The 21,298-nt window shown below is 72.2% G+C and carries 15 protein-coding genes and 1 pseudogene; 8 read left to right on the forward strand and 8 right to left on the reverse strand.

The features are described from left to right. Positions 1-67 precede the first annotated feature (67 nt). The 3 genes from SSP29_RS21700 to SSP29_RS21710 all read right to left on the reverse strand — a co-directional run bounded on the left by SSP29_RS21700 (position 68) and on the right by SSP29_RS21710 (position 4,174). Positions 68-1,789 carry an LCP family protein gene (locus SSP29_RS21700; protein WP_089102340.1) on the reverse strand — a complete coding sequence of 574 codons (1,722 nt, stop codon included), beginning with the start codon at positions 1,787-1,789 and terminating at the stop codon, positions 68-70. Positions 1,790-2,031: 242 nt separating this feature from the next. Beyond that, positions 2,032-3,105: an LCP family protein gene (locus SSP29_RS21705; protein WP_089102341.1), complete on the reverse strand. Its 1,074-nt coding sequence runs from the start codon at positions 3,103-3,105 to the stop codon at positions 2,032-2,034. Between the two features lie 313 nt (positions 3,106-3,418). Then, positions 3,419-4,174: a TIGR03089 family protein gene (locus SSP29_RS21710; RefSeq protein WP_089102342.1), complete on the reverse strand. Its 756-nt coding sequence runs from the start codon at positions 4,172-4,174 to the stop codon at positions 3,419-3,421. 129 nt (positions 4,175-4,303) lie between these two features. On the opposite strand from SSP29_RS21710, the gene SSP29_RS21715 reads away from it, so the two are divergent. Together SSP29_RS21715 and manB are read left to right on the forward strand one after the other, a co-directional pair. Next, positions 4,304-5,893: a peptidoglycan recognition protein family protein gene (locus tag SSP29_RS21715; protein ID WP_089102343.1), complete on the forward strand. Its 1,590-nt coding sequence runs from the start codon at positions 4,304-4,306 to the stop codon at positions 5,891-5,893. A gap of 161 nt (positions 5,894-6,054) precedes the next feature. Further along, on the forward strand, positions 6,055-7,137 hold the full coding sequence (manB, locus tag SSP29_RS21720) for a mannose-1-phosphate guanylyltransferase (protein ID WP_089102344.1): 1,083 nt from the start codon (positions 6,055-6,057) through the stop codon (positions 7,135-7,137). Positions 7,138-7,331: 194 nt separating this feature from the next. Here manB and SSP29_RS21725 read toward each other — a convergent pair whose 3' ends face one another. From SSP29_RS21725 to SSP29_RS21740, 4 genes are all read right to left on the reverse strand, one after another. Further along, the gene (locus SSP29_RS21725) at positions 7,332-8,342 is read right to left on the reverse strand and encodes a DNA-3-methyladenine glycosylase family protein (protein ID WP_167449975.1); all 1,011 of its coding nucleotides are present in this window, start codon (positions 8,340-8,342) and stop codon (positions 7,332-7,334) included. Between the two features lie 149 nt (positions 8,343-8,491). Further along, positions 8,492-9,832, reverse strand: coding sequence for a coenzyme F420-0:L-glutamate ligase (locus tag SSP29_RS21730; RefSeq protein ID WP_089102345.1), 1,341 nt, complete (start codon positions 9,830-9,832; stop codon positions 8,492-8,494). Continuing rightward, on the reverse strand, positions 9,829-10,788 hold the full coding sequence (gene cofD / locus SSP29_RS21735; protein ID WP_089102346.1) for a 2-phospho-L-lactate transferase: 960 nt from the start codon (positions 10,786-10,788) through the stop codon (positions 9,829-9,831). The genes SSP29_RS21730 and cofD overlap by 4 nt, the downstream gene beginning before the upstream one ends. A 33-nt stretch (positions 10,789-10,821) precedes the next feature. Continuing rightward, positions 10,822-11,322: a cysteine dioxygenase gene (locus SSP29_RS21740; RefSeq protein WP_089102347.1), complete on the reverse strand. Its 501-nt coding sequence runs from the start codon at positions 11,320-11,322 to the stop codon at positions 10,822-10,824. A gap of 625 nt (positions 11,323-11,947) precedes the next feature. On the opposite strand from SSP29_RS21740, the gene SSP29_RS21750 reads away from it, so the two are divergent. The 3 genes from SSP29_RS21750 (at position 11,948) to SSP29_RS21760 (ending at position 17,595) form a co-directional block, all read left to right on the forward strand. Then, entirely contained in the window at positions 11,948-12,211 is a 264-nt protein-coding gene (locus SSP29_RS21750) for a WhiB family transcriptional regulator (RefSeq protein ID WP_003975777.1), read from the forward strand. A gap of 219 nt (positions 12,212-12,430) precedes the next feature. After that, entirely contained in the window at positions 12,431-16,102 is a 3,672-nt protein-coding gene (locus tag SSP29_RS21755; protein ID WP_089102349.1) for a glycosyltransferase, read from the forward strand. Further along, positions 16,099-17,595, forward strand: a complete 1,497-nt coding sequence (locus SSP29_RS21760) for a DUF5719 family protein (RefSeq protein WP_089102350.1) — start codon at positions 16,099-16,101, stop codon at positions 17,593-17,595. The genes SSP29_RS21755 and SSP29_RS21760 overlap by 4 nt, the downstream gene beginning before the upstream one ends. Positions 17,596-17,634: 39 nt before the next feature. On the opposite strand, the gene SSP29_RS21765 is transcribed toward SSP29_RS21760, so the two are convergent. Further along, positions 17,635-18,087, reverse strand: coding sequence for a metallopeptidase family protein (locus SSP29_RS21765; protein WP_089102351.1), 453 nt, complete (start codon positions 18,085-18,087; stop codon positions 17,635-17,637). A gap of 227 nt (positions 18,088-18,314) precedes the next feature. Between SSP29_RS21765 and SSP29_RS21770 the strand changes: the two genes are divergently transcribed. The 3 genes and pseudogenes from SSP29_RS21770 to SSP29_RS21775 all read left to right on the forward strand — a co-directional run bounded on the left by SSP29_RS21770 (position 18,315) and on the right by SSP29_RS21775 (position 21,164). Then, on the forward strand, positions 18,315-18,791 hold the full coding sequence (locus SSP29_RS21770) for a DUF3499 domain-containing protein (RefSeq protein ID WP_089102352.1): 477 nt from the start codon (positions 18,315-18,317) through the stop codon (positions 18,789-18,791). Positions 18,792-18,910: 119 nt separating this feature from the next. Further along, positions 18,911-19,453: pseudogene (locus tag SSP29_RS61240) on the forward strand (L-lactate permease); the annotation flags it as partial. Between the two features lie 343 nt (positions 19,454-19,796). Continuing rightward, positions 19,797-21,164 (forward strand): phosphomannomutase/phosphoglucomutase, encoded by a 1,368-nt coding sequence (locus SSP29_RS21775; protein ID WP_089102353.1) that lies wholly within the window; start codon positions 19,797-19,799, stop codon positions 21,162-21,164. The last annotated feature ends 134 nt before the right edge of the window (positions 21,165-21,298 follow it).

A 21,298-nucleotide genomic window follows, 5' to 3' on the forward strand; every position in this document is an offset into this window, starting at 1 on the left:
GTTTATTCGCGGTTACTTGTTCGCGTTCACTCAGCGGTCGCCCGGTGTAACTCTTCGTCGCGCCGCCCTACTTGGCGCAGGTCACCTTGTCCGCCGTCGTCTTGCTGTCCACGTCCGGCGCCTTTGTCGGAGTGGTGAGGGAGACTCCCGCCCCCTGGAAGTCCTTGCCCAGCGTCAGCGTGATCGCGGGCAGGCCCTGGGAGTTGATCACGCTCTTGCCCGGCTTCATGGCGGAGCCCGACAACCCCATGAGGCCGGCCAGTTCACGCGCCTGGGCGGCCTGGGCGGGGGCGTACTCCAGGGTGGTCTTGCTGAGTGCGACGTCCGCGTTGCCGGCGTTCTCCGACTTGAGGACGCCCTCCTGGACCTGCAGCCAGCTGAGGGTCTCCTGGGCGCTGCCGGCCGGGGCCCCGCCGTTGAGGACCCGCACCCGCACCTCGGAGGCCGCCGACTTGGAGCCCTCCAGGCGGGCGGCCGCCGCGTCCTTGCTGGCCTGGGCCTGCTTCTTCTTGACGGCCGTGAAGGAGACGTCGTCCTTGATCGCCTGGAAGACGGCGGGGGCCTTCGTCTCGTTGAGCACGACGGTCGCCTTCACCTTCTCCGCCGGGTTGTCCAGCACCGGGATGGTGGTGAAGGTCAGGTTCTTCGGGTTGAGCTTGCCGAGCTCCAGACCGAGGTCCTTCAGCTTGCCGATGCTGTCCAGCTGGGAGTCGACGGTGAGCGCCTTGGTGCCGACCTCGGCCAGCTTCAGCAGCTTGGTCGGGCTGGTGAGCGTCGAGTTGGAGCTGAGCTTGCGCATCAGGGCGCTGAGGAACTGCTGTTGGAGCTGGATCCGGCTCAGGTCACCGCCGAAGCCGACCGAGTGCCGGGTGCGCACGAACGCCAGCGCGGTCTCGCCGGAGATGTTGTGGGTGCCCTTGGACAGCTTCAGGTGCGAGTCCGAGTCGTCGATGTCCTTGGCCAGGCACACCTCGACCCCGCCGACCGCGTCGGTCAGCGTCTTGACCGCGTTGAAGTCGGCCACCATGAAGTTGTCGGCCTGGATCCCGGTCAGCTCGGTCACCGTGCGCACGGTGCAGCTGGCGGTACGGCCGTCCTGGCCGAGGCTGGTGTTGAAGCGGACGTTCTCGGTGCCCGCGATGACCTTCTCCGTCCCGTCCGACTGCTGCGTCTGGCAGTCGGGCACATCGACGATGAGGTCACGCGGAATGCTCAGCGCGGTGGCGTTCGAGCGGTCCTTGGAGATGTGCAGCAGGATCGTGGTGTCGGCGTGCCCGACGCTGCCGGCGTCCCCGTAGCCCTCGTTGCCCGAGCCCGTCCGCTTGTCGGTGCCGATGATCAGCAGGTTGATCGCCTTGTCCTTGCTGAAACCACCGGTGCTCGCGCCGTCGTCGGAGACGGACGTGATGTTGTCGTTGAGGTGCTTGATGTACAGGTAGCCGGCGGCCGAGGCGGCGACCAGCACGAAGGCCATCGTTCCGCCGGTCCACAGCAGGACCTTCTTGGCCTTCGACTTCTTCTTCACCGGCTGCCGCCGTGAGCGGCGCCCTGCCAGCGGCTCGGGCTCGCTGCGCCGCCTGCGCTGCCCCGGCACCTCGGGGCTCGCGGTCTCCCGCGCACCGCCACCGCCCGCGGCGGCGCCCGGCGAGACGGGCCTGCGCGGTCCGGGTACCGACGACTGCGGTGCGGAAGGCATCAGTCGCAGTTCGTATTCGCCGGTGTTCGGATTGAGTACCCACTGGTCTGCGGGATCGATGTTGTCCGCCCGCCCACGGCCTTGCGCGTCCACGGTTGTCCGAATCCTCCGTCGGGGCCACGCGGCGCCTTCCCCCCACCAAGGCGCTCGGTCACGTTTCGCGGTGCACGACCCCAGGACGGACCTCGCGGCCGGGTGCACCGGAGCGCTCACACTATCCGCCCAGTTCAGCGTCGAGGGACGCCAGTGACAAATTCGTCCTCCCTACAACCGGGCAATCCATCTCATTTAACTGACAATGAACGGCGCGGAAGTTCGCCGCCTTGGCGTGTGCTTTACGTGCACCTGTCCTCGGCGGCGGTGTTACCGCGAAACGTGGGCTCCGTGGAGTTTCCGGAAGAGGGATCGTCCTTCTCGCCCGTGGCGTAGTCGGCGACCTTCACGGGCGCGTCGGCCCGCAGCAGAGCGAACAGCGCGTCCGCCTTGGCCGCCTTGAGCTGGTCGCGGTTGGAGTCGTACACATACGGCTCCCGCGGGACCGTGAGGAACTGCACATGCTCCGTGGGGATGTCCCGCAGCCCGCGCACCAGTTGGTACAGGCCGCGCAGACTGGCCAGTTCGGGATCGGTGGTGAGGGCGGAGGTCGCCGCGTCCAGCAGCGGATAGAGCTTCGCCGGGTTCAGCAGTACGTCACTGCTCTGCACCTTGTTGACGAGCGCCCCCAGGAACTGCTGCTGCCGGTCCATCCGCCCGGTGTCACTGCCGTCCCCGAGCGACTTGCGGGCCCGTACGTACCCCAGCGCCTGCTCCCCGTCGAGCGTGACCCGCCCGGCGGGCAGCCGCAGTTTGGCGGCCTTGTCGTTGATGGGCTTCTTCAGGCACACCTGCACCCCGTCGATCGCGTCGACCATGTCCTTGAACCCGCTGAAGTCGACGACCATGTAGTGGTCGACGCGGATGTCCGTGAGCTTCTCCACGGTACGCACGGTGCAGGCCGAACCCCCCGCCTCGAAGGCCGAGTTGAACAGCGTGAACGAGGGTTCGCTGCGCCGCCCGTCGCTCCGCAGGCAGCCGGGTACGTGCACCATCAGGTCCCGGGGCAGCGAGACGGCGGTGGCGCTGCGCCGGTCGCGGGCGAGATGCAGCAGGATCGCGGTGTCGGACCGCTGGGTGCCCGAATCCTTGCCGTAGCGACGGTTCCCGTCCCCGGCGCGGCTGTCCGACCCGATGAGCAGGATGTTCTGCGCGCCCCGCACCAGCTCGGTGGGCCGCTCCCGCTCGTACCGGGCGAGCTCGGCGGCGGCCGCGTCGTCGGGGGTGATGTTGTGACTGAGCTTGGCGTAGAGGGCCCAGCCGCCGCCGACGGCCACGACGAGCAGCACGCCGGCACCGAGGGCCACCCCCCGCATCCAGCGCCGCCGGCGCCACCGGGCAAGCCCGTGCCCGGTGGCGGATGCCCCTACGACGTCGGTCACTCCTCAACAGTGCCTTGGGGCGAGGGCAGGGGCGGCGGTAACTACTCCACGCGGGTGACTGGTCCCGCCTTCTTGGGGGCGCGGGGCTGTGTCGATCTGCGGCTTCGCCGCGTGGGCGCGAACGGCCCTCACTTGTCGGCAGCGGGTGACTGGTCCCACCCTTCTTGGGGGCGCGGGGCTGTGTCGATCTGCGGCTTCGCCGCGTGGGCGCGAACGGCCCTCACTCAGCCGCAGCCGAAGAACGACCTCACCGCGCCGATGCAGTAACCCGCTCACTCTCGATCCGCTTGGCGATCCCTTCCTCCCCCAGTTCCGCCAGATTCCGGCACAGCACCACCGACCCCCCGACCGCGAGCGGGCCGTACAACCCCGCGCTCAGCCCCTCCCACGTGTCGTACCCCAGCCCCGACAGCAACCGCGACCCGGGCCCGGTCAGATCCAGCCCCGCCGCATCCCCGAGCGCCCGCTCCACGACCTCGGCCCCGCTCAGCTCCGCCCCCGCCACGATCAGCGCGGGCTCCTCCGGATCCACGGACGAGAACGGCACGAACCGGTCCCCCTGACTCGGCACCTCGACGGCGTAGTCGACGAAACCCTCCGGCGTCTGCGGGAACCGCCCACCCAGCGGCCGCAGCGCGAGAGCGACCCGCTCGCCCCGGCACGCCCGGGCCGCCTCCAGCGAGTCCGGCCCGCTGACGACGACGTCGGCCACCGCCGGGTCCCCGGCCACGTCGGCGATCGCGCCCACCGACGAACAGGCCAGCAACCACACCGCCGTCTGCCAGTGCGCGGGCAGCAGCAGGGCAACCCGGTCACCCGGCCCCGTACCGAGGTCGCCTTGGAGCAGATTCGCCGTCTTGGCCACCCAATTGGCGAAGGTGGCCACGGACAATTCGACGCGCTCGCCCGTCGCGTCGTCGTAGAAGGTCACCAGGGGGCGTCCGGGGTCCGCGGCAAGCGCGGAACGCAGCAGGTCGGCAGGGGTGCGATCGGTGGCGTTCACCCGCGCAAGGGTACGCCGGGCCCGGTGCCCGCACCGGGCGGCGGGGCCACCGGTTCGGCGTAACCGGACCCGATGGACCGTCAATTCCCCGATGGGCATGTTTGTCTGACTGTGTTCAATATCGGGGGCATGCGTGGATTCCTGACTTGCTCGATCGGCGTCACCTGCGCGGCGGCCCTCACCCTCCCGCCGGCCGTGCTCAACGCGCCGTCCGCGGCCGCCGCACCGGCGGACCGGGCCACGACGACGGCCCTCCCCGGCAGCACCCAGTCGCTGCCCCTCGCCCCCCGCACCCGTGAGCGCGTTCTCGGCCGGGCCCCCGAACAGGGCGCGTACAGCGCCGACGTACGGCACTTCTCGCTCGTCGGCGTCGTCTGGGACAACCCCGGAACCGAACTGCACGGCCGGGTCCAGGTGCGCACCCGGTCCGCCGCCACCGGCGACTGGTCGGGCTGGCAGGACGTCGACACGCACAACGCCGACCACGGCGCCGACCCGGACACGGCGGAGGCCGCCGCCGGCCGGGTGCACGGCGCCACCGCGCCCCTGTGGGTGGGCGACTCGGACGGAGTCGACGTACGCGTGCGCGCCGACGGCGACGCCGACACCGACGCGGGCGACGACACTGACGCCGCCTTCGACACCGACGTCGCCTCCGGCACTGACGTCGCCTCCGGTACTGATGTCGCCTCCGGTACTGACGTCGCCTCCAGCACTGACGTCGCCTCCGGCACTGACGTCGCCTCCGGTACTGATGTCGCCTCCGGTACTGATGTCGCCTCCGGTACTGATGCCGACTCCGGTACTGACGTCGCCTCCGGCGCTGACGCCGGCGACGACTCCGCCCCGCGCGGCAGTGGTCCCGGGTCCGGCGTCGGACGCGACCTGCTCCCGGCGGGCCTGCGCCTCGAACTCGTCGACCCCGGCGAGGAGGACCCGCACCAGGGCCCGCCGGCCGACAGCCCCCGAACCGACACCGCGGCCGACGCGGCGGCCGTGGTCAACGCCGGCCTCGTGTCCTTCGCCGCCACCGAGATCCCCGAGCTGAGCCGGGAGGACACCGAACGCGAACTCAGGCAGCTGAGCGGTGCCGACGCCCCGCTCGCGAAGCCGTACATCGGACCGCGCCCGAGGATCGTCACCCGCCACGGCTGGGGCGCCGACGAGTCGCTGCGCGAGAAGGGGTTCGTCTACACGGGGAAGATCAAGGCGGCCTTCGTCCACCACACCGCCTCCGGCAACGGCTACCGCTGCTCCGAGGCCCCGTCCGTCATCCGCAGTATCTACCGCTACCACGTCGTGAGCATGGGCTGGCGGGACATCGGCTACAACTTCCTCGTCGACAAGTGCGGAACCATCTACGAGGGCCGCGCCGGGGGAGTGGCGAAGGCCGTCAGAGGCGCCCACACCCTCGGGTTCAACAACCACAGCATGGGGATCGCGGTGATCGGTACATACGGCTCGCACAAGCCCTCCGCGGCCGCCGTGACCGCCGTCGCCAGGCTCACCGCGTGGAAGCTCGGACTCTTCGGGGCCAATCCGAAGGGAAAGACATATCTGAAGTCCGGGGGTGGCAATCTCTACCCAAAGGGGAAGAACGTACGACTGAACGTGATCTCCGGCCACAGGGACGGGTACGCCACCGAATGCCCAGGCGCCAAGCTCTACGCCAAGCTCGGCTCGACCCGGACCAGCTCCGCGCACCTGCAGGGACGCTGAGTACGGGGCCCGCGTTCACCGCCGTCGGGGGCAGTCGGGGGAAACCGCACACCCATGCCGCGTGGCACCACGCGGCCGTCGAGGGCGCCGTCGCACGGTCTGCATACACTGGCCGGCCGACAGAGAGTTCGGCCGGTCCCGGCAGGAAGCAGAGACGACAGGTGACAGAAGCGATCCTCCTGGTCGGCGGCAAAGGCACCCGGCTGCGCCCGCTCACGGTCCACACGCCCAAGCCGATGGTCCCGGCGGCCGGCGTGCCGTTCCTGACGCACCAGCTGGCCAGAGCCAGAGCGGCGGGCGTGGAGCACATCGTCCTCGCGACGAGCTATCTGGCGGAGGTCTTCGAACCGTACTTCGGCGACGGCGCGGCACTCGGCCTGCACATCGAGTACGTCACCGAGGAGGAACCCCTCGGCACCGGCGGCGCGATCCGCAACGTGGCCGCCCGGCTGCACTCGGGTCCCGACGACCCGGTCCTGGTCTTCAACGGCGACATCCTGACCGGGCTGGACATCGGTGCCCTGGTGGCCACGCACGAGTCGACGTCGGCGGACGTCTCCCTCCACCTCACGCAGGTGACGGACCCGCGCGCGTACGGCCTCGTCCCCACCGACGGGACGGGCCATGTCCTCGCCTTCCTGGAGAAGCCCCAGACCCCCGAGGAGATCGTCACCGACCAGATCAACGCCGGGGCGTACGTCTTCCGCCGCTCGGTCATCGACACGATCCCGGCGGGCCGCCCGGTGTCCGTGGAGCGCGAGACCTTCCCCGAACTGCTCGCGGCCGGCGCCCACCTCCAGGGCATGGTCGACTCCACGTACTGGCTGGACCTCGGCACGCCCGCGGCCTTCGTCCGCGGCTCGGCGGACCTCGTCCTGGGCCGCGCCCCTTCCCCGGCGGTCCCCGGCCGCTGCGGCGACCGCCTCGTCCTCCCCACGGCCCGGGTCGCGGCGGACGCCAAGCTGACGGGTGGCACGGTGGTGGGCGAGGGCGCGTTCGTGGCGGAGGGCGCGCGGGTCTTCGGCTCGACGATCCTCCCGGGCGCCGTGATCGAACCCGGCGCCGTCATCACCGACTCCCTGATCGGCAACCGCGCCCGCGTCGGCGAACGCTCGGTCCTCACGGGCACGGTGATCGGCGACGGCGCGGTCATCGGCGCCGACAACGAACTGCGGGAGGGCGCCAGGGTGTGGTGCGACGCGTTGATCCCGGCGGGAGCGGTGCGGTTCTCCTCGGACCAGTAGGGGTGGCCTGAGCAAGTACCTCGGCTGCGGGCGCGCGGGGGCTGATCGCACAGTTCCCCGCGCCCCTTACGGGGCGCTACCCAGCTGCGGGCAGGCGTGCCGCAGGGCGGCACGGGTGGCACGGGTGGGCGCAGCGGCGCCCTGCCGGCGCCGGTAAGCGACACCCCCGCCCCCCCGCCTCAGCACCGGGTTGCTCACAGCCGGCCGATATCCCCTCGCGGCATCCGCGGCGCCCGCCTCGCCGGCGTATGCCCGCTCAGCAGAATCAGCCGAGCCGCCCGATGCCGCTGCCCCGCATAAGGCTCAAGCAGCCGCAGCATCGCCTCGTCGTCGGCATGCCGGTCCCCGGCCAGCGCCCACCCGACGATCCCCGGCAGGTGCAGGTCCCCGACCGTCACCGCGTCCGCCGCCCCATGACTGCGCTGCACGGTCTCCGCCGACGTCCACGGCCCCACCCCCGGCACCACCTCCAGCCGCGCCTGCGCCGCCTCCGCCGTCATCCCCACGGCCTGCTCAAGCCGCGCAGCGACCCGTACCGCCCGCAGAATCGTCGAGGCCCGCTTGTCGTCGACCCCGGCCTTGTGCCACTCCCAGGAGGGAACCAGCGCCCAGGTGCGAGGCGCCGGCATCACCCACATCGGCCGCTCACCCACCCCCGCAGGGCCCGGCGCCCGCTCCCCGAACCTCCGCACCAGCAACCGCCAGGCCCGGTAGGCCTCGTCGGTCGTGACCTTCTGCTCCAGGACCGACGGAATCAACGACTCCAGCACCAGCCCGGTCCGCGTCAGCCGCAGCCCCGGGCGCCGATGCCGAGCCGCCGCCACCACCCGGTGCCGGGGCACGAACGCGGACGGGTCATCGGCGGACCCGAGCATCTCCGGCAGCATCTCCAGCAGCCACTCGGCCCCCGGCCCCCAGGCCTCCCCGCGCACCTCGCCGCCATACCCGGCGACCCGCAGCGTCCCCGGCCCGGCAGGCGTCAGACTGGCCCGCCACACGGACCCGTCCCGGGTGGCCCGAAAGGTCGGATCCCCGGGCCCCCGCCGCAGCGGCCCGAGCACGAGCCCCAGATCAAGAGGCCCGCTCGGCTTCCACAGCCGAACCCGCCCGGGCACACCCCCCTGCCGAGGCACTCCGGCAGGCACGACAACCTGCCCACCCCGCACACTCGCACGCGTGGACTTCGGAGCAAACCGACCAGCCATCCAAAGAATCCTAGGCCTCAAGCGCCCTGCTTTTTTGGGGGCGCGGGGCTGTGTCTGATATGCGGCTGCCGCCGCGCGGGCGCGATCAACCCCCACAACGTGCACTCGCCCACGAACCAGTGGACCCCCGAACCGAAGGCGGCAACAACTCACCGCACCTCGATAAAGTCCCCGACCTCCCTCGGCGCCCTCTCCCGCGGCTCCTCCGCAGCCTTTCCCACAGCAACCGCCCCCATCGGCTCCCACCCCGCCGGCAGCGCCAGCACATCCCGCACCACGTCCCGGCAGAACATCGTCGACGAGACCCACGCCGACCCCAGCTGCTCCCCGGCCAGCGCGACCAGGAAGTTCTGCACCGCGGCCCCCGCCGCGACCACGAACATCTCCCGCTCGGCGGCGTCGCGCCGCGGATCCCCGTACGCGTGGGACCCGTCCAGCACCAGACAGGGCACGACCAGGTACGGCGCGTTCCGCAGCACATCGCCGCGCCGCACCCGCTTCGCGATGGACTCCTCCGACTTGCCGTCCCTCCTCAGGTCGGCGATCCACGCGTCCCGCATCGCGTCCAGCAGCCGGGCGCGCGCCTCCGCGGACTCCAGCAGCACGAACCGCCACGGCGTCGTGTGATGCGGCGCCGGCGCGGTCACGGCCGCGGCGACCGCCCGCCGTACCGCCCCGGGGTCGACCGGGTCGTCGGTGAAGGCCCGTACCGTCCGCCGTCGCGTCACCGCCTCCCGGACCGCCTCGGACGTCCCCAGCCGGAACATGTCACTGCCCGCGTCCCGGACCAGCGCCCGCGCGCCGTCCCCGTCGTCTTCGGCGTCCGCCACGACGTGCGCGAGGCCCCGCACCACGGCGACCGGCATCCCCGTCGCCTTGCCCTTCACCAGGTCACCGGCGGCGGCCAGCTCGTCGGCCGTGGCGACGACCGTCGCGACCAGCGGATTGCCGTACGCGTCCACGCCCCCGCGCAGATCGTCCAGCACCGCCACGCCGGCGGCGCCGATGGTGACGTCCGTGAGCCCGGCGCGCCAGGGTCGCCCGAAGGTGTCGGTGACGATCACGCCGACGTTGACGCCCAGCGCGTCCCGCAGGCCCGCGCGGACGGCACGGGCCGAGGCGTCGGGATCCTCGGGCAGCAACAGCACGGTCCCGGCCGGGGTGTTGGACGCGTCCACGCCTGCCGCCGCCATGACCAGACCCTGCCGGTTCTCCACGATCCGCAGGGTTCCGCGGCGGGCCACCACCCGCACGGTCTCCGCGTCGATCGCCGCCTCCCGGTCGGCCGCCTCGACGATCCGTCCCTCGGCCTTGGAGACGATCTTGGAAGTGACGATCACCACGTCCCCGTCGGCCAGCCCCGGCTCGGCCGCGGCGATCAGCTTCGCCAGGTCGTCGCCCTGCTGGACCTCGGGGATCCCGGGCAGCGCCCACACCCGGTACGCGGGCACCGCGTCGGCCGTGCCGAGCGTGTCGGTCGTGTCGGTCATGCCCCCCGCACCTCCTCGGCCAGCGCCAGCGCCTCCCGGGCCATCTGCGCGGCCGCGTCCAGGTCGGTCATCATCAGCGGTACGGCCCGGCAGCGGATGCCGGCCGCCTCCACGCGCGCGACGCTGCCCTCGTCCACGGAGTCGACGAGCCAGCCGTCCAGCAGCCCGGAGCCGTAGTGCTCGGCGACCGCCGCCGCCGTCGACTCCACGCCCACCGCCGCGAGCACCTTGTCGGCCATCCCGCGCACCGGCGCGTCCCCGACGATGGGGGAGAGGCCCACCACGGGCACCCCGGCCTCGGCGATCGCCTCCCGGATGCCGGGCACCGCGAGGATCGTGCCGACGGAGACCACCGGGTTGGACGGCGGGAAGAGGATCACGTCCGCTTCGGCGATGGCCTCCAGGACGCCGGGCGCCGGCTTGGACTGCTCGGCGCCGACCGGCACGACCGCGTGGGCGGGCACGGACGCCCGCAGCCGTACCCAGTACTCCTGGAAGTGCACCGCCCTGCGCTCGCCGTCGATCTCGACGGCCACATGGGTCTCGACCCGGTCGTCGGTCATCGGGATCAGCTTCACGCCCGGCTTCCAGCGGTCGCACAGCGCCTCGGTCACCGCGCTCAGCGGATAACCGGCGCCCAGCATCTGGGTGCGCACGATGTGCGTCGCGAAGTCCCGGTCGCCGAGCCCGAACCAGTCCGGCCCGACCCCGTAGGCGGCGAGCTCCTCCTTGAGGTGGAAGGTCTCGTCGGTCCGCCCCCAGCCCTGCTCCTCGTTGATGCCGCCGCCGAGTGTGTACATCACCGTGTCGAGGTCCGGGCAGACCTTCAGCCCGAAGAGGTGGATGTCGTCCCCGGTGTTGCCGATGACGGTCACGTCGGCGTCCGGCACGGCCTGCTTCAGACCGCGCAGGAACCGGGCACCGCCGATACCGCCTGCCAGAACCACAATGCGCATGCGCCAAGTCTTGCAGGCGGGTCCGACAACGCGTCACGCAGTCACGGGACGGGCCTCGCAAGCCGCGGCGGCCGCCGTGTGCATGGGCATCTCGGTCAGGCCCGGGTAGTAGACGTGCAGGCTCACCGCCGGCTCCAGCGCGTCGTTCACGACCTCGTGCACGTACCCCGGCGCGAAGACCCGTTGTGCACCGGCGCTCAACGCGCGCGTGCCGCGCTCGGTGCGTTCGGTGAGCGTGCCCTCCAGGACGGTCAGCACGCCGGAGGAACGGCCGTGGTCGTGCAGTCCGCTGCCCTGTCCGGGCACCCAGGACAGCAGCCACACCTCGTAGCCGGGGCCGGTGCGCAGCCGGTGGTACCAGCGGCTGGTCGCGTCGTACTCGACGAGGTGCTCCCACTGCGCGCGGTCGGCGGCGATCGCGCGGGCCAGGCCGACGAACTCGGCCACGGTGACCGGGTGCTCGCGCGGGGGCTGCAGCAGGTGCTGGACTTCGAGGATGTCGCCGGCGATCTGGAGGTCGTTGTCGCTGTTCATGGGGGTGCGGTGGTTCCTCAGTGAAGAAGGTCAGCGGGGAACGAAAAGCGAAAACCGAGTCCGGGGGACTCGGTCTGCAGCTGGAGCGGGAGCGGTCGGATACGCGCTACGGCTCAACAGCTGGAACAGCAACAGCTACAGCGAGCGCGGGCAGCACCGTGGGACCCGGCGGTGCGGGTCGAGGTGAGCGCCAAGTTCGCGAGCATGCCCACAAGCACATCGGTTCACACCTCCCGTGTCAACTCGACGCCCGGTATGTGGGACATGGTTCACCTCATCCGGTTCATCTCGCTGCCGAAAGGTTTGTTCAGTAAGCGCCCGGGACACATGGCGCACAACCGGGCGCGCGAGCCACTTCGGAACGCGATCGAACATCTGGGCGTCCTTCTCCGTACAAGCTCTGTATGGGGTCGGAGGTCCGCGCGGGGCCTCGTCTGCATGTCAAGGTTTATGCCGATTTGAACACTTTCCGCACGGCCTTGGTTCCGCAGAGTGAATAACGGGCCCAATAGCAGATCTCGGCTTGACTCGCCCGGAGCAGCACACTTGTAATTTCACTCGTGTCGTTCAGCCGAAATCGGTAACGGCCACGCACGGGGACGTGAAAGACAGACGAGGGGCGCACATGACCGAGCTGGTGCAGCAACTGCTGGTCGACGACGCGGACGAGGAACTCGGCTGGCAGGAGCGCGCGCTGTGCGCCCAGACCGACCCCGAGTCCTTCTTCCCCGAGAAGGGCGGCTCCACCAGAGAGGCCAAGAAGGTCTGCCTCGCCTGTGAGGTGCGCTCCGAGTGCCTTGAGTACGCCCTCGCCAACGACGAACGGTTCGGCATCTGGGGCGGACTCTCCGAGCGGGAGCGCCGCCGTCTCAAGAAGGCCGCCGTCTGAAGCGGAAGCCAAGCGGACGCCGAGGCGGGTGCCTGAGGCGGACGTCCACCCAACGCACACATCTGAGCTGCGCGAACGGCCCGTCGCCGGTGGGTTATCCACAGGCGGCGGGCCGTCGACATGCCCAGCCGATAGTGTGGGCGCTCGTCCGAGACGCCTCGCCGCCACCAGCGGGCGCAGGAGTCCACCGCAGTCCATCGAACCGGGGCCCGTACCTCGATGTCCGTGCACAGCCACACGGCAGCCGAAGCAACCGCTGCCACACCAGAGTTTCCGCGTCATGTGGTGACCGCGGTCCTCGTCTCCCACGATGGCGCCCGCTGGCTGCCCGACGCGCTCGCCGGGCTGCTCGGCCAGGAGCGCCCCGTCCAGTACGCGGTGGCGGCCGACACCGGCAGCGCGGACGACTCCGCACAGCTGCTCACCGAGTCCCTCGGCGACGCCAACGTCCTGCACCTCGCCCGCCGCACCGGCTTCGGCCAGGCCGTCGAGGAGGCGGGCCGCACCGCGCCCGTCCTCACCCCGGACGACCTGCCGTACCTGAAGCGGCCCAGCGGCTGGGACCCGGTCACCCGCCAGTGGCGCGACGACGCCTACGACATGCCCGAGCTGCCCTACGGCGAGCCGGTCCAGTGGCTCTGGCTGCTGCACGACGACTGCGCCCCGGAGCCCGACGCCCTGGCCCAGCTGCTGCGGGTCGTGGACAACGAGCTGGAGCTGGGCCGCGACGACGTGGCGGTCGTCGGCCCCAAGCTGCGCGGCTGGTACGACCGCCGGCAGCTCCTGGAGGTCGGCGTCACCATCGCCAACTCCGGGCGCCGCTGGACCGGCCTGGACCGCCGGGAGCAGGACCAGGGCCAGCACGACCACGTGCGGACCGTGCTCTCCGTCTCCACCGCCGGCATGCTGATCCGCCGCGACGTCTTCGAGGAGCTCGGCGGCTTCGACCGCCGGCTGCCCCTGATGCGCGACGACGTCGACCTGTGCTGGCGCGCGCACAACGCAGGACACCGCGTCCTGGTCGCCCCCGAGGCCGTCGTACGGCACGCCGAGGCCGCCTCCCGCGAGCGCCGCGCCGTCGACTGCGCGGGCCGCACCACCGCCTCCCCGCACAAGGTCGACAAGGCCGGCGCGATCTACACCCTGCTGGTCAACGCACGTACGGCCGCGCTGCCCTGGATCCTGCTGCGCCTGGTCCTCGGCACCCTGCTGCGCACCGTCGCCTACCTCGTCGGCAAGGTCCCCGGACAGGCCCTCGACGAGATCCGCGGCCTGCTGGGCACCCTGCTGCGGCCCGAGCGGATCATCGCCGGGCGGCGCAGGCGCGGCCGCTCCCAGCTCGACAAGGGCGAGCTGCGCCCCCTGTTCCCGCCGCCCGGCGCCACCATCCGGGCCACCGTCGAGCAGGTCGCGGGCAACCTCTTCGGCGGCGACGACGAGATCTCCGCGGCCGGCCGGCACGGCGGCGCGGTCGAGTCCGGGCCCGGCGGCGACGACGCCGACTTCCTGGAGATCGAGCAGTTCGCCCGCCTCAAGCGCATCGCCCGCAAGCCGGGCCCGGTGCTCTTCCTGGTGCTGCTGCTGATCTCGCTGGCCGCCTGCCGCGCCCTGCTCGGCTCCGGCGCGCTCGCGGGCGGCGCCCTGCTGCCCGCCCCGGGCACCGCGAGCGAGCTGTGGTCCCGCTACCTGGACGCCTGGCACGCGGTCGGCGCCGGCGGCACCCCGGCCGCGCCGCCGTACCTGGCGATCGTCGCCGCGCTGGCCTCCCTGCTGTTCGGCTCGACCGGGCTCGCGGTCACCGTGCTGCTGGTCGCCTCGGTACCGCTGGCCGGATTCACCGCCTACTTCGCCTCCCGCCCACTGGTCACCTCGCGCCTGCTGCGCGCCTGGGCGGCCATCGCCTACGCCTTCCTGCCCGCCGCCACCGGCGCCCTCGCGGGCGGCCGCATCGGCACCGCCGTCCTCGCCGTCCTGCTGCCGTTGATCGCCCGCGCGGGCATCGCGGCAAGCGGCCTCGCGAGCTCCTCGGGAGCGCGCGGAAGCTGGCGCGCCACCTGGGCGTACGCGCTGCTGCTGACCATCACCACCGCGTTCACGCCGATCGTCTGGCCGATCGCCCTGGTCCTCGGCATCGCCGTCGTGGCCGTGCGCCGCGCCGACCTGGCCGCCTCCGGCCTGCGGCTGCTGGTCCAGCTCGGCACCCCGCTGCTGGTCCTCGCGCCCTGGTCGCTGACGCTGCTGCCGTTCGGCTTCTTCAAGGAGGCCGGCCTTGAGTACGGCTCCTCGGCCGCCTCCGCCCTCGACCTGCTCGGCGCCAGCCCGGGCGGCCCCGGCACGGTCAACGGGCTGATGCTCGTCGGCGTCGTCCTGGCCGCGCTCGCCGCCCTGCTCCGCTCCGAGCGCCAGTCGGCCATCCGCACCGCCTGGGCGGTCGCCCTGGTCGGCCTGGTCTTCGCGGTCCTGTCCAACAAGTCCACCTGGGCCGGCCCCGCGACCCTCGTCTACGGCATCGCGATCCTGTCCGCCGCCGCGCTCGGCGCCGACGGGGCACGCTCGCGGGTCGCCGAGCAGAGCTTCGGCTGGCGCCAGCCGGTGGCCGCCCTGGTCGCCTTCGCCTCCGCCGCCGGCCCGCTGCTGCTCGCCGCCGGCTGGATGATCGCGGGCGCCGACGGCCCGGTCGAGCGGCGCGACCCCGCCCAGGTGCCCGCCTTCGTCGCCGAGGACAGCACCACCACCGACCAGGTCCGCACCCTCGTCCTCGACGGCGACAGCACCGCGCGCGTGTCCTACATGCTGGTGCGCGGCTCCGGCGCCCGCATGGGAGACGCCGAGGCGGCCGCCGCCGACGGCGAGAACGCCACGCTCGACAAGGTCGTCGCCAACCTGGTCGCCGGCTCCGGCGCCGACCAGGCCGACCAGCTCGGCGGGTTCGCCGTGCGCTACGTCCTCGTCCACAAGGGCACGCCGCGCGACATCACACGCGTGCTCGACGCCACCCCCGGCCTGTCCCGGCTCAGCCAGCAGAACGGCAGCGCCCTGTGGCGCGTCGACCAGCAGGTCTCCCGCGCGGCCATCGTGTCGGCGAACGGCTCGGGCACGCCCGACTCGGTGCCCGCCGGACCCGTCGAGATCCACACCACCGTCCCGACCGGCGCCGGCGGCCGCATCCTGCGCCTGGCCGACTCGGCCTCCCCGGGCTGGACGGCCACCCTGGACGGCAAGCCGCTCACCCGCACCACCGTCGACGGCTGGGCCCAGGGCTTCGAACTCCCCTCCTCCGGCGGGAAGCTGGACGTCACCTACGACACGCCGTTCACCCACAGCGCCTGGCTGTGGGCGCAGGGCGCGCTCGCCGTCGTCCTGGTCGTCCTCGCCCTGCCCGGCCGCCGCCGCGACGTCGACGACGACCTCCCCGAGGAGCAGCCGATCCCCGCCCAGGCCGTCGAGGGCGAGGGCCGCCGCGCCCGCCGCCTGCGCGCCCAGGCGGAGGCCGAGGAGGAGTCCCAGGAGACCCCGGAGGACATCGACTTCCCGGTGGCGGCTCCGGCGGCTACGGCGACTCCGGACGAGGAGACCCCGGCCGCGGTCCCGCACCAGCAGCCGTACGACGAATGGGACCCCGCCTCCTACCCGGCGGCCGACGGCTACGACACCGGCTACGCCGACCAGTACCAGGGCACCGGCACCGGCCAGTACCAGACCGGCGGCTACGACCAGCAGACGTACGACCCGTACCAGACCGGCCAGTACGACCCGTACGCCTACGGCGGGCAGCAGGGGCAGGGGGCGTACGACCCGACGTACCAGCAGGGCTACGACCCCGCCTATGACCCGGCCGCCCAGCACCACCAGGGCACCGGCGGCGAGCACCACGACGGGAGCCAGCAGTGAACCGCACCACCCTGTCCCTGCTCGCCGGCACGGCCGCCCTCGCGGCGATCACCGGGTTCGCCGCGCTCGACCCGCCGGCCACCACGCCCGCGCACACCGCCGAGGCGGCCGCCCAGCTGCCCGTGGAGCGCACCACGCTGCTGTGCCCGGCGCCCAGCCTGTCCGACATCGCCGACACCTCGTACACGTCGTTCACGCCCGTCACCAAGGGCGCCACGAGCGACGGCAAGGCCGAACTCCAGGCCGCTTCCGAGCAGTCGGCGGACGGGACGGGCAGCGGCGGCGGCAAGAAGAAGGCGGCGAAGCCCGTCCTCACCCCCAAGACGCCCGGCACCCCGGCCACCGGCGACACCTCCGGTGCCGACGGGCCCGCCTACGTCGGCACCGCCGAGGGCAAGTACGCCCCCGGCTGGACGGTCCAGGAGACCACCGAGGTCGCCGCGGGCACCGGGCGCGGCCTCCAGGGGGTCAACTGCACAGCGGCCGACACCGAGTTCTGGTTCCCCGGTGCCAGCACCGCCGCGAGCCGCACCGACTACGTGCACCTCACCAACCCCGACGACGGCGCCGCCGTGGTCGACGTCGAGCTGTACGGCAAGGACGGCCAGCTCAAGTCCTCCGTGGGGGAGGGCATCACGGTCCCGCCGCACGCCAGTGAGCCGGTCCTGCTGTCCACGCTCACCGACGAGCGGCAGACCGACCTGACCGTGCACGTGAGCGTGCGCAGCGGCCGGGTCGGCGCCAGCGTGCAGGCCCTGGACGACAAGTCGGGCGGCGACTGGCTGGCCGCCTCCGCCGACCCGTCCGGCAGCCTGGTGCTGCCCGGCATCCCCAAGGACGCCACCGACGTCCGGCTGATCGCCTTCACCACCGGCGACAGCGACGCCGACCTGAAGGTGCGCCTCGCCTCCCCGGACGGCACGATCACCCCGGCCGGCAACGAGACGCTGCACGTGAAGTCGGGCATGACCACCGCGACCGACCTCGGCGACGTCACGCGCGGCGAGGCGGGCTCGCTGATCCTCACGCCCACCGACCAGTCCGTCCCGGTCGTGGCCGCCCTGCGCGTCACCCGCGGCAAGGGCGGCAACCAGGAGACCGCGTACATCCCGGCGACCGCACCGGTCGGCACCCGCGCGACGTCCGCCGACAACAGCGGCAAGGGCACCACCCTCTCCCTGACCGCGCCCACCGCGACCGCCCAGGTCAAGGTCACGGCGTCGGCGGGCAGCGGCGGCGGCACGGCGGTGTCCAAGACGTTCACCATCAAGTCCGGCACCACCCAGAACGTCGACGCCCCGGTCCCGTCCGGTCTCAAGGGCACATACGCCCTGACCGTGGAGACGGTCTCCGGTGGCCCGGTCTACGGCGCCCGCACCCTGGCGGCCACCGAGAACGGCGTCCCGGGCTTCACGATCCAGACCCTCCCGGACGACCGCGGCACAGTGGCCGTACCGGAGGCGGACCAGGACGTGTCCGTGCTTCAGAAGTAGGCAGGGGCGACGGACGCGAGGCGTGGGGTCGCCGGGGGTTCAGTCCTCGCCGTACCGGGGATCGACCGTCTCCGGGGTGAGGCCGAGCAGCTCGGCGACCTGCTCCACGACGACCTCGTGCACCAGAGCGGCCCGCTCGTCCCGCCCCTTGGTGCGGATCTCGACCGGCCGCCGGTAGACGACCACCCGCGCCCGGCGTCCCTCGCGCGCGGGAATGACGCCGCCCAGCGGCACCGCCTCGTCGTCCCAGCTGTCACCGTGCCGGTCCTGGAGCCGGGGTACCTCCAGGACCAGGAAATCGATGTCGGCGAGCTGCGGCCAGCGCCGCTCCAGGCGCTCCACGGAGTCCTGCACCAGGTCCGCGAACACGTCGGCGCGGCTCGCGGCCAGCGGCACCTGAGGTGGCGCGATCGGCCCGCGCATGCCCCGACCGTGGCGATCGCGTCGACGAGGCCCGGGGCCGGCGGCACGGGGCGGTACACGGTTGTCCATCACTGGTGAAGCGTAGTCCTCGCGGGCTCCGGCCGCGCCGCTCCACGCACCGCCATCGCCCGGGACGGCATGTCGCAGGATGACCATTCCAGCCAAGGTTGGGCTCGTTTCCGTATCTCCACGAGACCGGCGAACTCAAGGCAATTGACGCTGTTTGTACCGACCCGTGACCGGATGCGGTGCCGGCCGTGACTCCGGACGACCCCTTCCATGCAGGTCAGCAGGGCATGTCCGGAGGGGTGTGTGGGGTGTTTCACAGTACGACACGGTGGGGTGACCTGGGGGAGAGTCGTCGCGGCCCGCTCAAGAGTGCGGTACCGTCCAACGTCGTGAGCCCTGTACGTCGCTGTTCGCGAACCGCCTGCGGTCGACCCGCCGTCGCGACGCTGACGTACGTCTACGCCGACTCGACCGCGGTCCTCGGCCCGCTCGCCACCTACGCCGAACCCCACTGCTACGACCTGTGCGCCGAGCACTCCGAGCGCCTCACCGCCCCGCGCGGCTGGGAGGTCGTCCGGCTCCTCGACAGCTCCGCTCCCGCGCGTCCGAGCGGGGACGACCTGGAAGCGCTTGCGAACGCGGTGCGCGAGGCGGCCCGCCCCCAGGAGCGGGCGGCCGGAGCGGGCGGCGGCGGCCGCGGCGCGGACCCGATGGAGGTCGCACGGCGCGGCCATCTGCGGGTGCTGCGGTCACCGGACAACTGACGTCCCGCCAGACCTTCCCGCCGTTTTCCATGGCCTTCCCCGCGGGTGTATTCCGTGGTGCGCGCCCATGACGTGCGCTTGCCGCGGACACGACCATTCCGGACCACCGTCATCGGGAAATCGCTTTCCACATGCCGGAACCCATCGCCGACTCGCTCGGCCGGCCCGCCCTCGTCGCAGCCCCGCCCGCCGTACCGCACGCGCGCGTGCCCGTGACCGAGGAGGTCCGCACGGCCGTCCTCACGGGCACCCGCGGCGCCGACCTGGACGTGCACGACGAAGGCCCCAAGTCCTGTGCGCCTACGCCCCGCACGCCCGGATCCCGCCGGTCAAGGACTGGCCGACGAAGGCGAACCGGGTCTACGACCGGCCCTTCCCGGACGTCGTCAACCCGAAGGGCGAACCGGTCGGAGGAAATCTCTTCACCCGCTCGATCGTCTCCACGGGCGGCACGCTGATCCTGTTGGACGGCATCGCCACGGCGGCCGCCCTGCGCGTGCACGCGCGCGTGCCGCTCGCGGAATGACGGAAGGGGCGGCGACCGTACGGGAGTTGCGGTGCGCGATCCTCACCGTGTGCCCGTCCTCGCCCTCGCCCACGTCATGAACCTCTCCGGACAGGCCGCGACGATCGGCCACTTCGTGGCGGCGGCTGGGGCGGGGCCGGAGGCCGGAGCCGGTCACGACCACTCGGACCTCATCGCATCGGATCACCTCTGACGACGTCCGATCGCGACGGACTCCGTCGGACCTCGCTCGACCAGCGGCTCGACCGGGGGTGGTAGTAGCGCTCGCCCGCTGTGCCGCCCGCGGCGCGACGACCATGGTCGCCTACAGTCGACCGCGACCGACTACGGCCGACTGTGACCGGCTACCACCGACCGGGTCGGATCGTCGCAGATCACAGCCGGGAGTCCGCCTGGTATCCGCTGGGGGATCCCACGTCGGCGCCTTACCCGGAACAGGTAGTTTGGGGCGACCGAGTGGATTTCAGGAGGGTTGGCCAGTGGCTGTTGCTGATCTGTCGCAGATCGTGAAGGCGTACGACGTGCGCGGGGTGGTTCCGGACCAGTGGGACGAGGCGCTCGCCGAGCTGTTCGGCGCCGCGTTCGTCCAGGTGACCGGTGCCACCGCGATCGTCGTCGGCCACGACATGCGGCCCTCCTCGCCCGGTCTGTCCCGCGCCTTCGCGCGCGGTGCGGCGGCCCTGGGCGTCGACGTCACCGAGATCGGCCTGTGCTCCACCGACCAGCTGTACTACGCCTCGGGCGCCCTCGGCCTGCCCGGCGCGATGTTCACGGCCTCGCACAACCCGGCGCAGTACAACGGCATCAAGATGTGCCGCGCGGGAGCCGCGCCGGTGGGTCAGGACACGGGCCTGACCGAGATCCGGGAGCTGGCCGAGCGCTGGTCGCAGGAGGGCGCCCCCGAGCCGGCCGCCTCGCCGGGAACGATCACCACCCGGGAGACGTTGTCGGACTACGCGGCCCACCTGCTCTCGCTCGTGGACCTGACCTCCATCCGCCCGCTGAAGGTCGTGGTCGACGCGGGCAACGGCATGGGCGGGCACACGGTCCCGACGGTCTTCGAGGGCCTGCCGCTGACCCTGGTCCCGATGTACTTCGAGCTGGACGGCACCTTCCCGAACCACGAGGCCAACCCCCTCGACCCCGCCAACATCGTGGACCTCCAGGAGCGCGTGCGCGCCGAGTCCGCCGACCTCGGCCTGGCCTTCGACGGCGATGCGGACCGCTGCTTCGTCGTGGACGAGCGCGGCGAGCCGGTCTCCCCGTCGGCGATCACGGCCCTGGTCGCCGCACGCGAACTGGCGAAGAACGGCGGCAAGGGCACGGTCATCCACAACCTGATCACGTCCTGGACCGTCCCCGAAGTGGTCCGGGAGAACGGCGGCACCCCCGTCCGCACGCGCGTCGGCCACTCCTTCATCAAGGCCGAGATGGCGACGTCCGGCGCGATCTTCGGCGGCGAGCACTCGGCCCACTACTACTTCAAGGACTTCTGGAACGCCGACACGGGCATGCTGGCGGCCCTGCACGTCCTCGCCGCCCTCGGCGGCCAGTCCGGCCCGCTGTCCTCCCTCGTCGCCCAGTACGACCGCTACACCGGCTCCGGCGAGATCAACTCCACGGTCACCGACCAGCAGGCCAGCCTCGCGGAGATCCGCGCGGTCTACGGCGACCGCGACGACGTCACCCTGGACGACCTCGACGGCCTCACCGTCACCGCCGCCGACTGGTGGTTCAACGTCCGCCCCTCCAACACGGAACCCCTGCTGCGCCTGAACGCGGAGGCAAGGGACGAGGCGACGATGACGAAGATCCGGGACGAGGTTCTGGCAATCATCAGGGCGTGACCCCCGGCCCCCCGCCCGCCCCACCTGCCGGCGACCCGAGTCACCGCGTACCCCGGGCACCTTTCAGCCGACGGAGTCACCGCGTACCTCGGGCACTCTTCAGCCGACGGAGTCACCGCGTACCTCGGGCGCCT

The sequence above is a fragment of the Streptomyces hyaluromycini genome, from assembly GCF_002217755.1.
Classification (GTDB): domain Bacteria; phylum Actinomycetota; class Actinomycetes; order Streptomycetales; family Streptomycetaceae; genus Streptomyces; species Streptomyces hyaluromycini.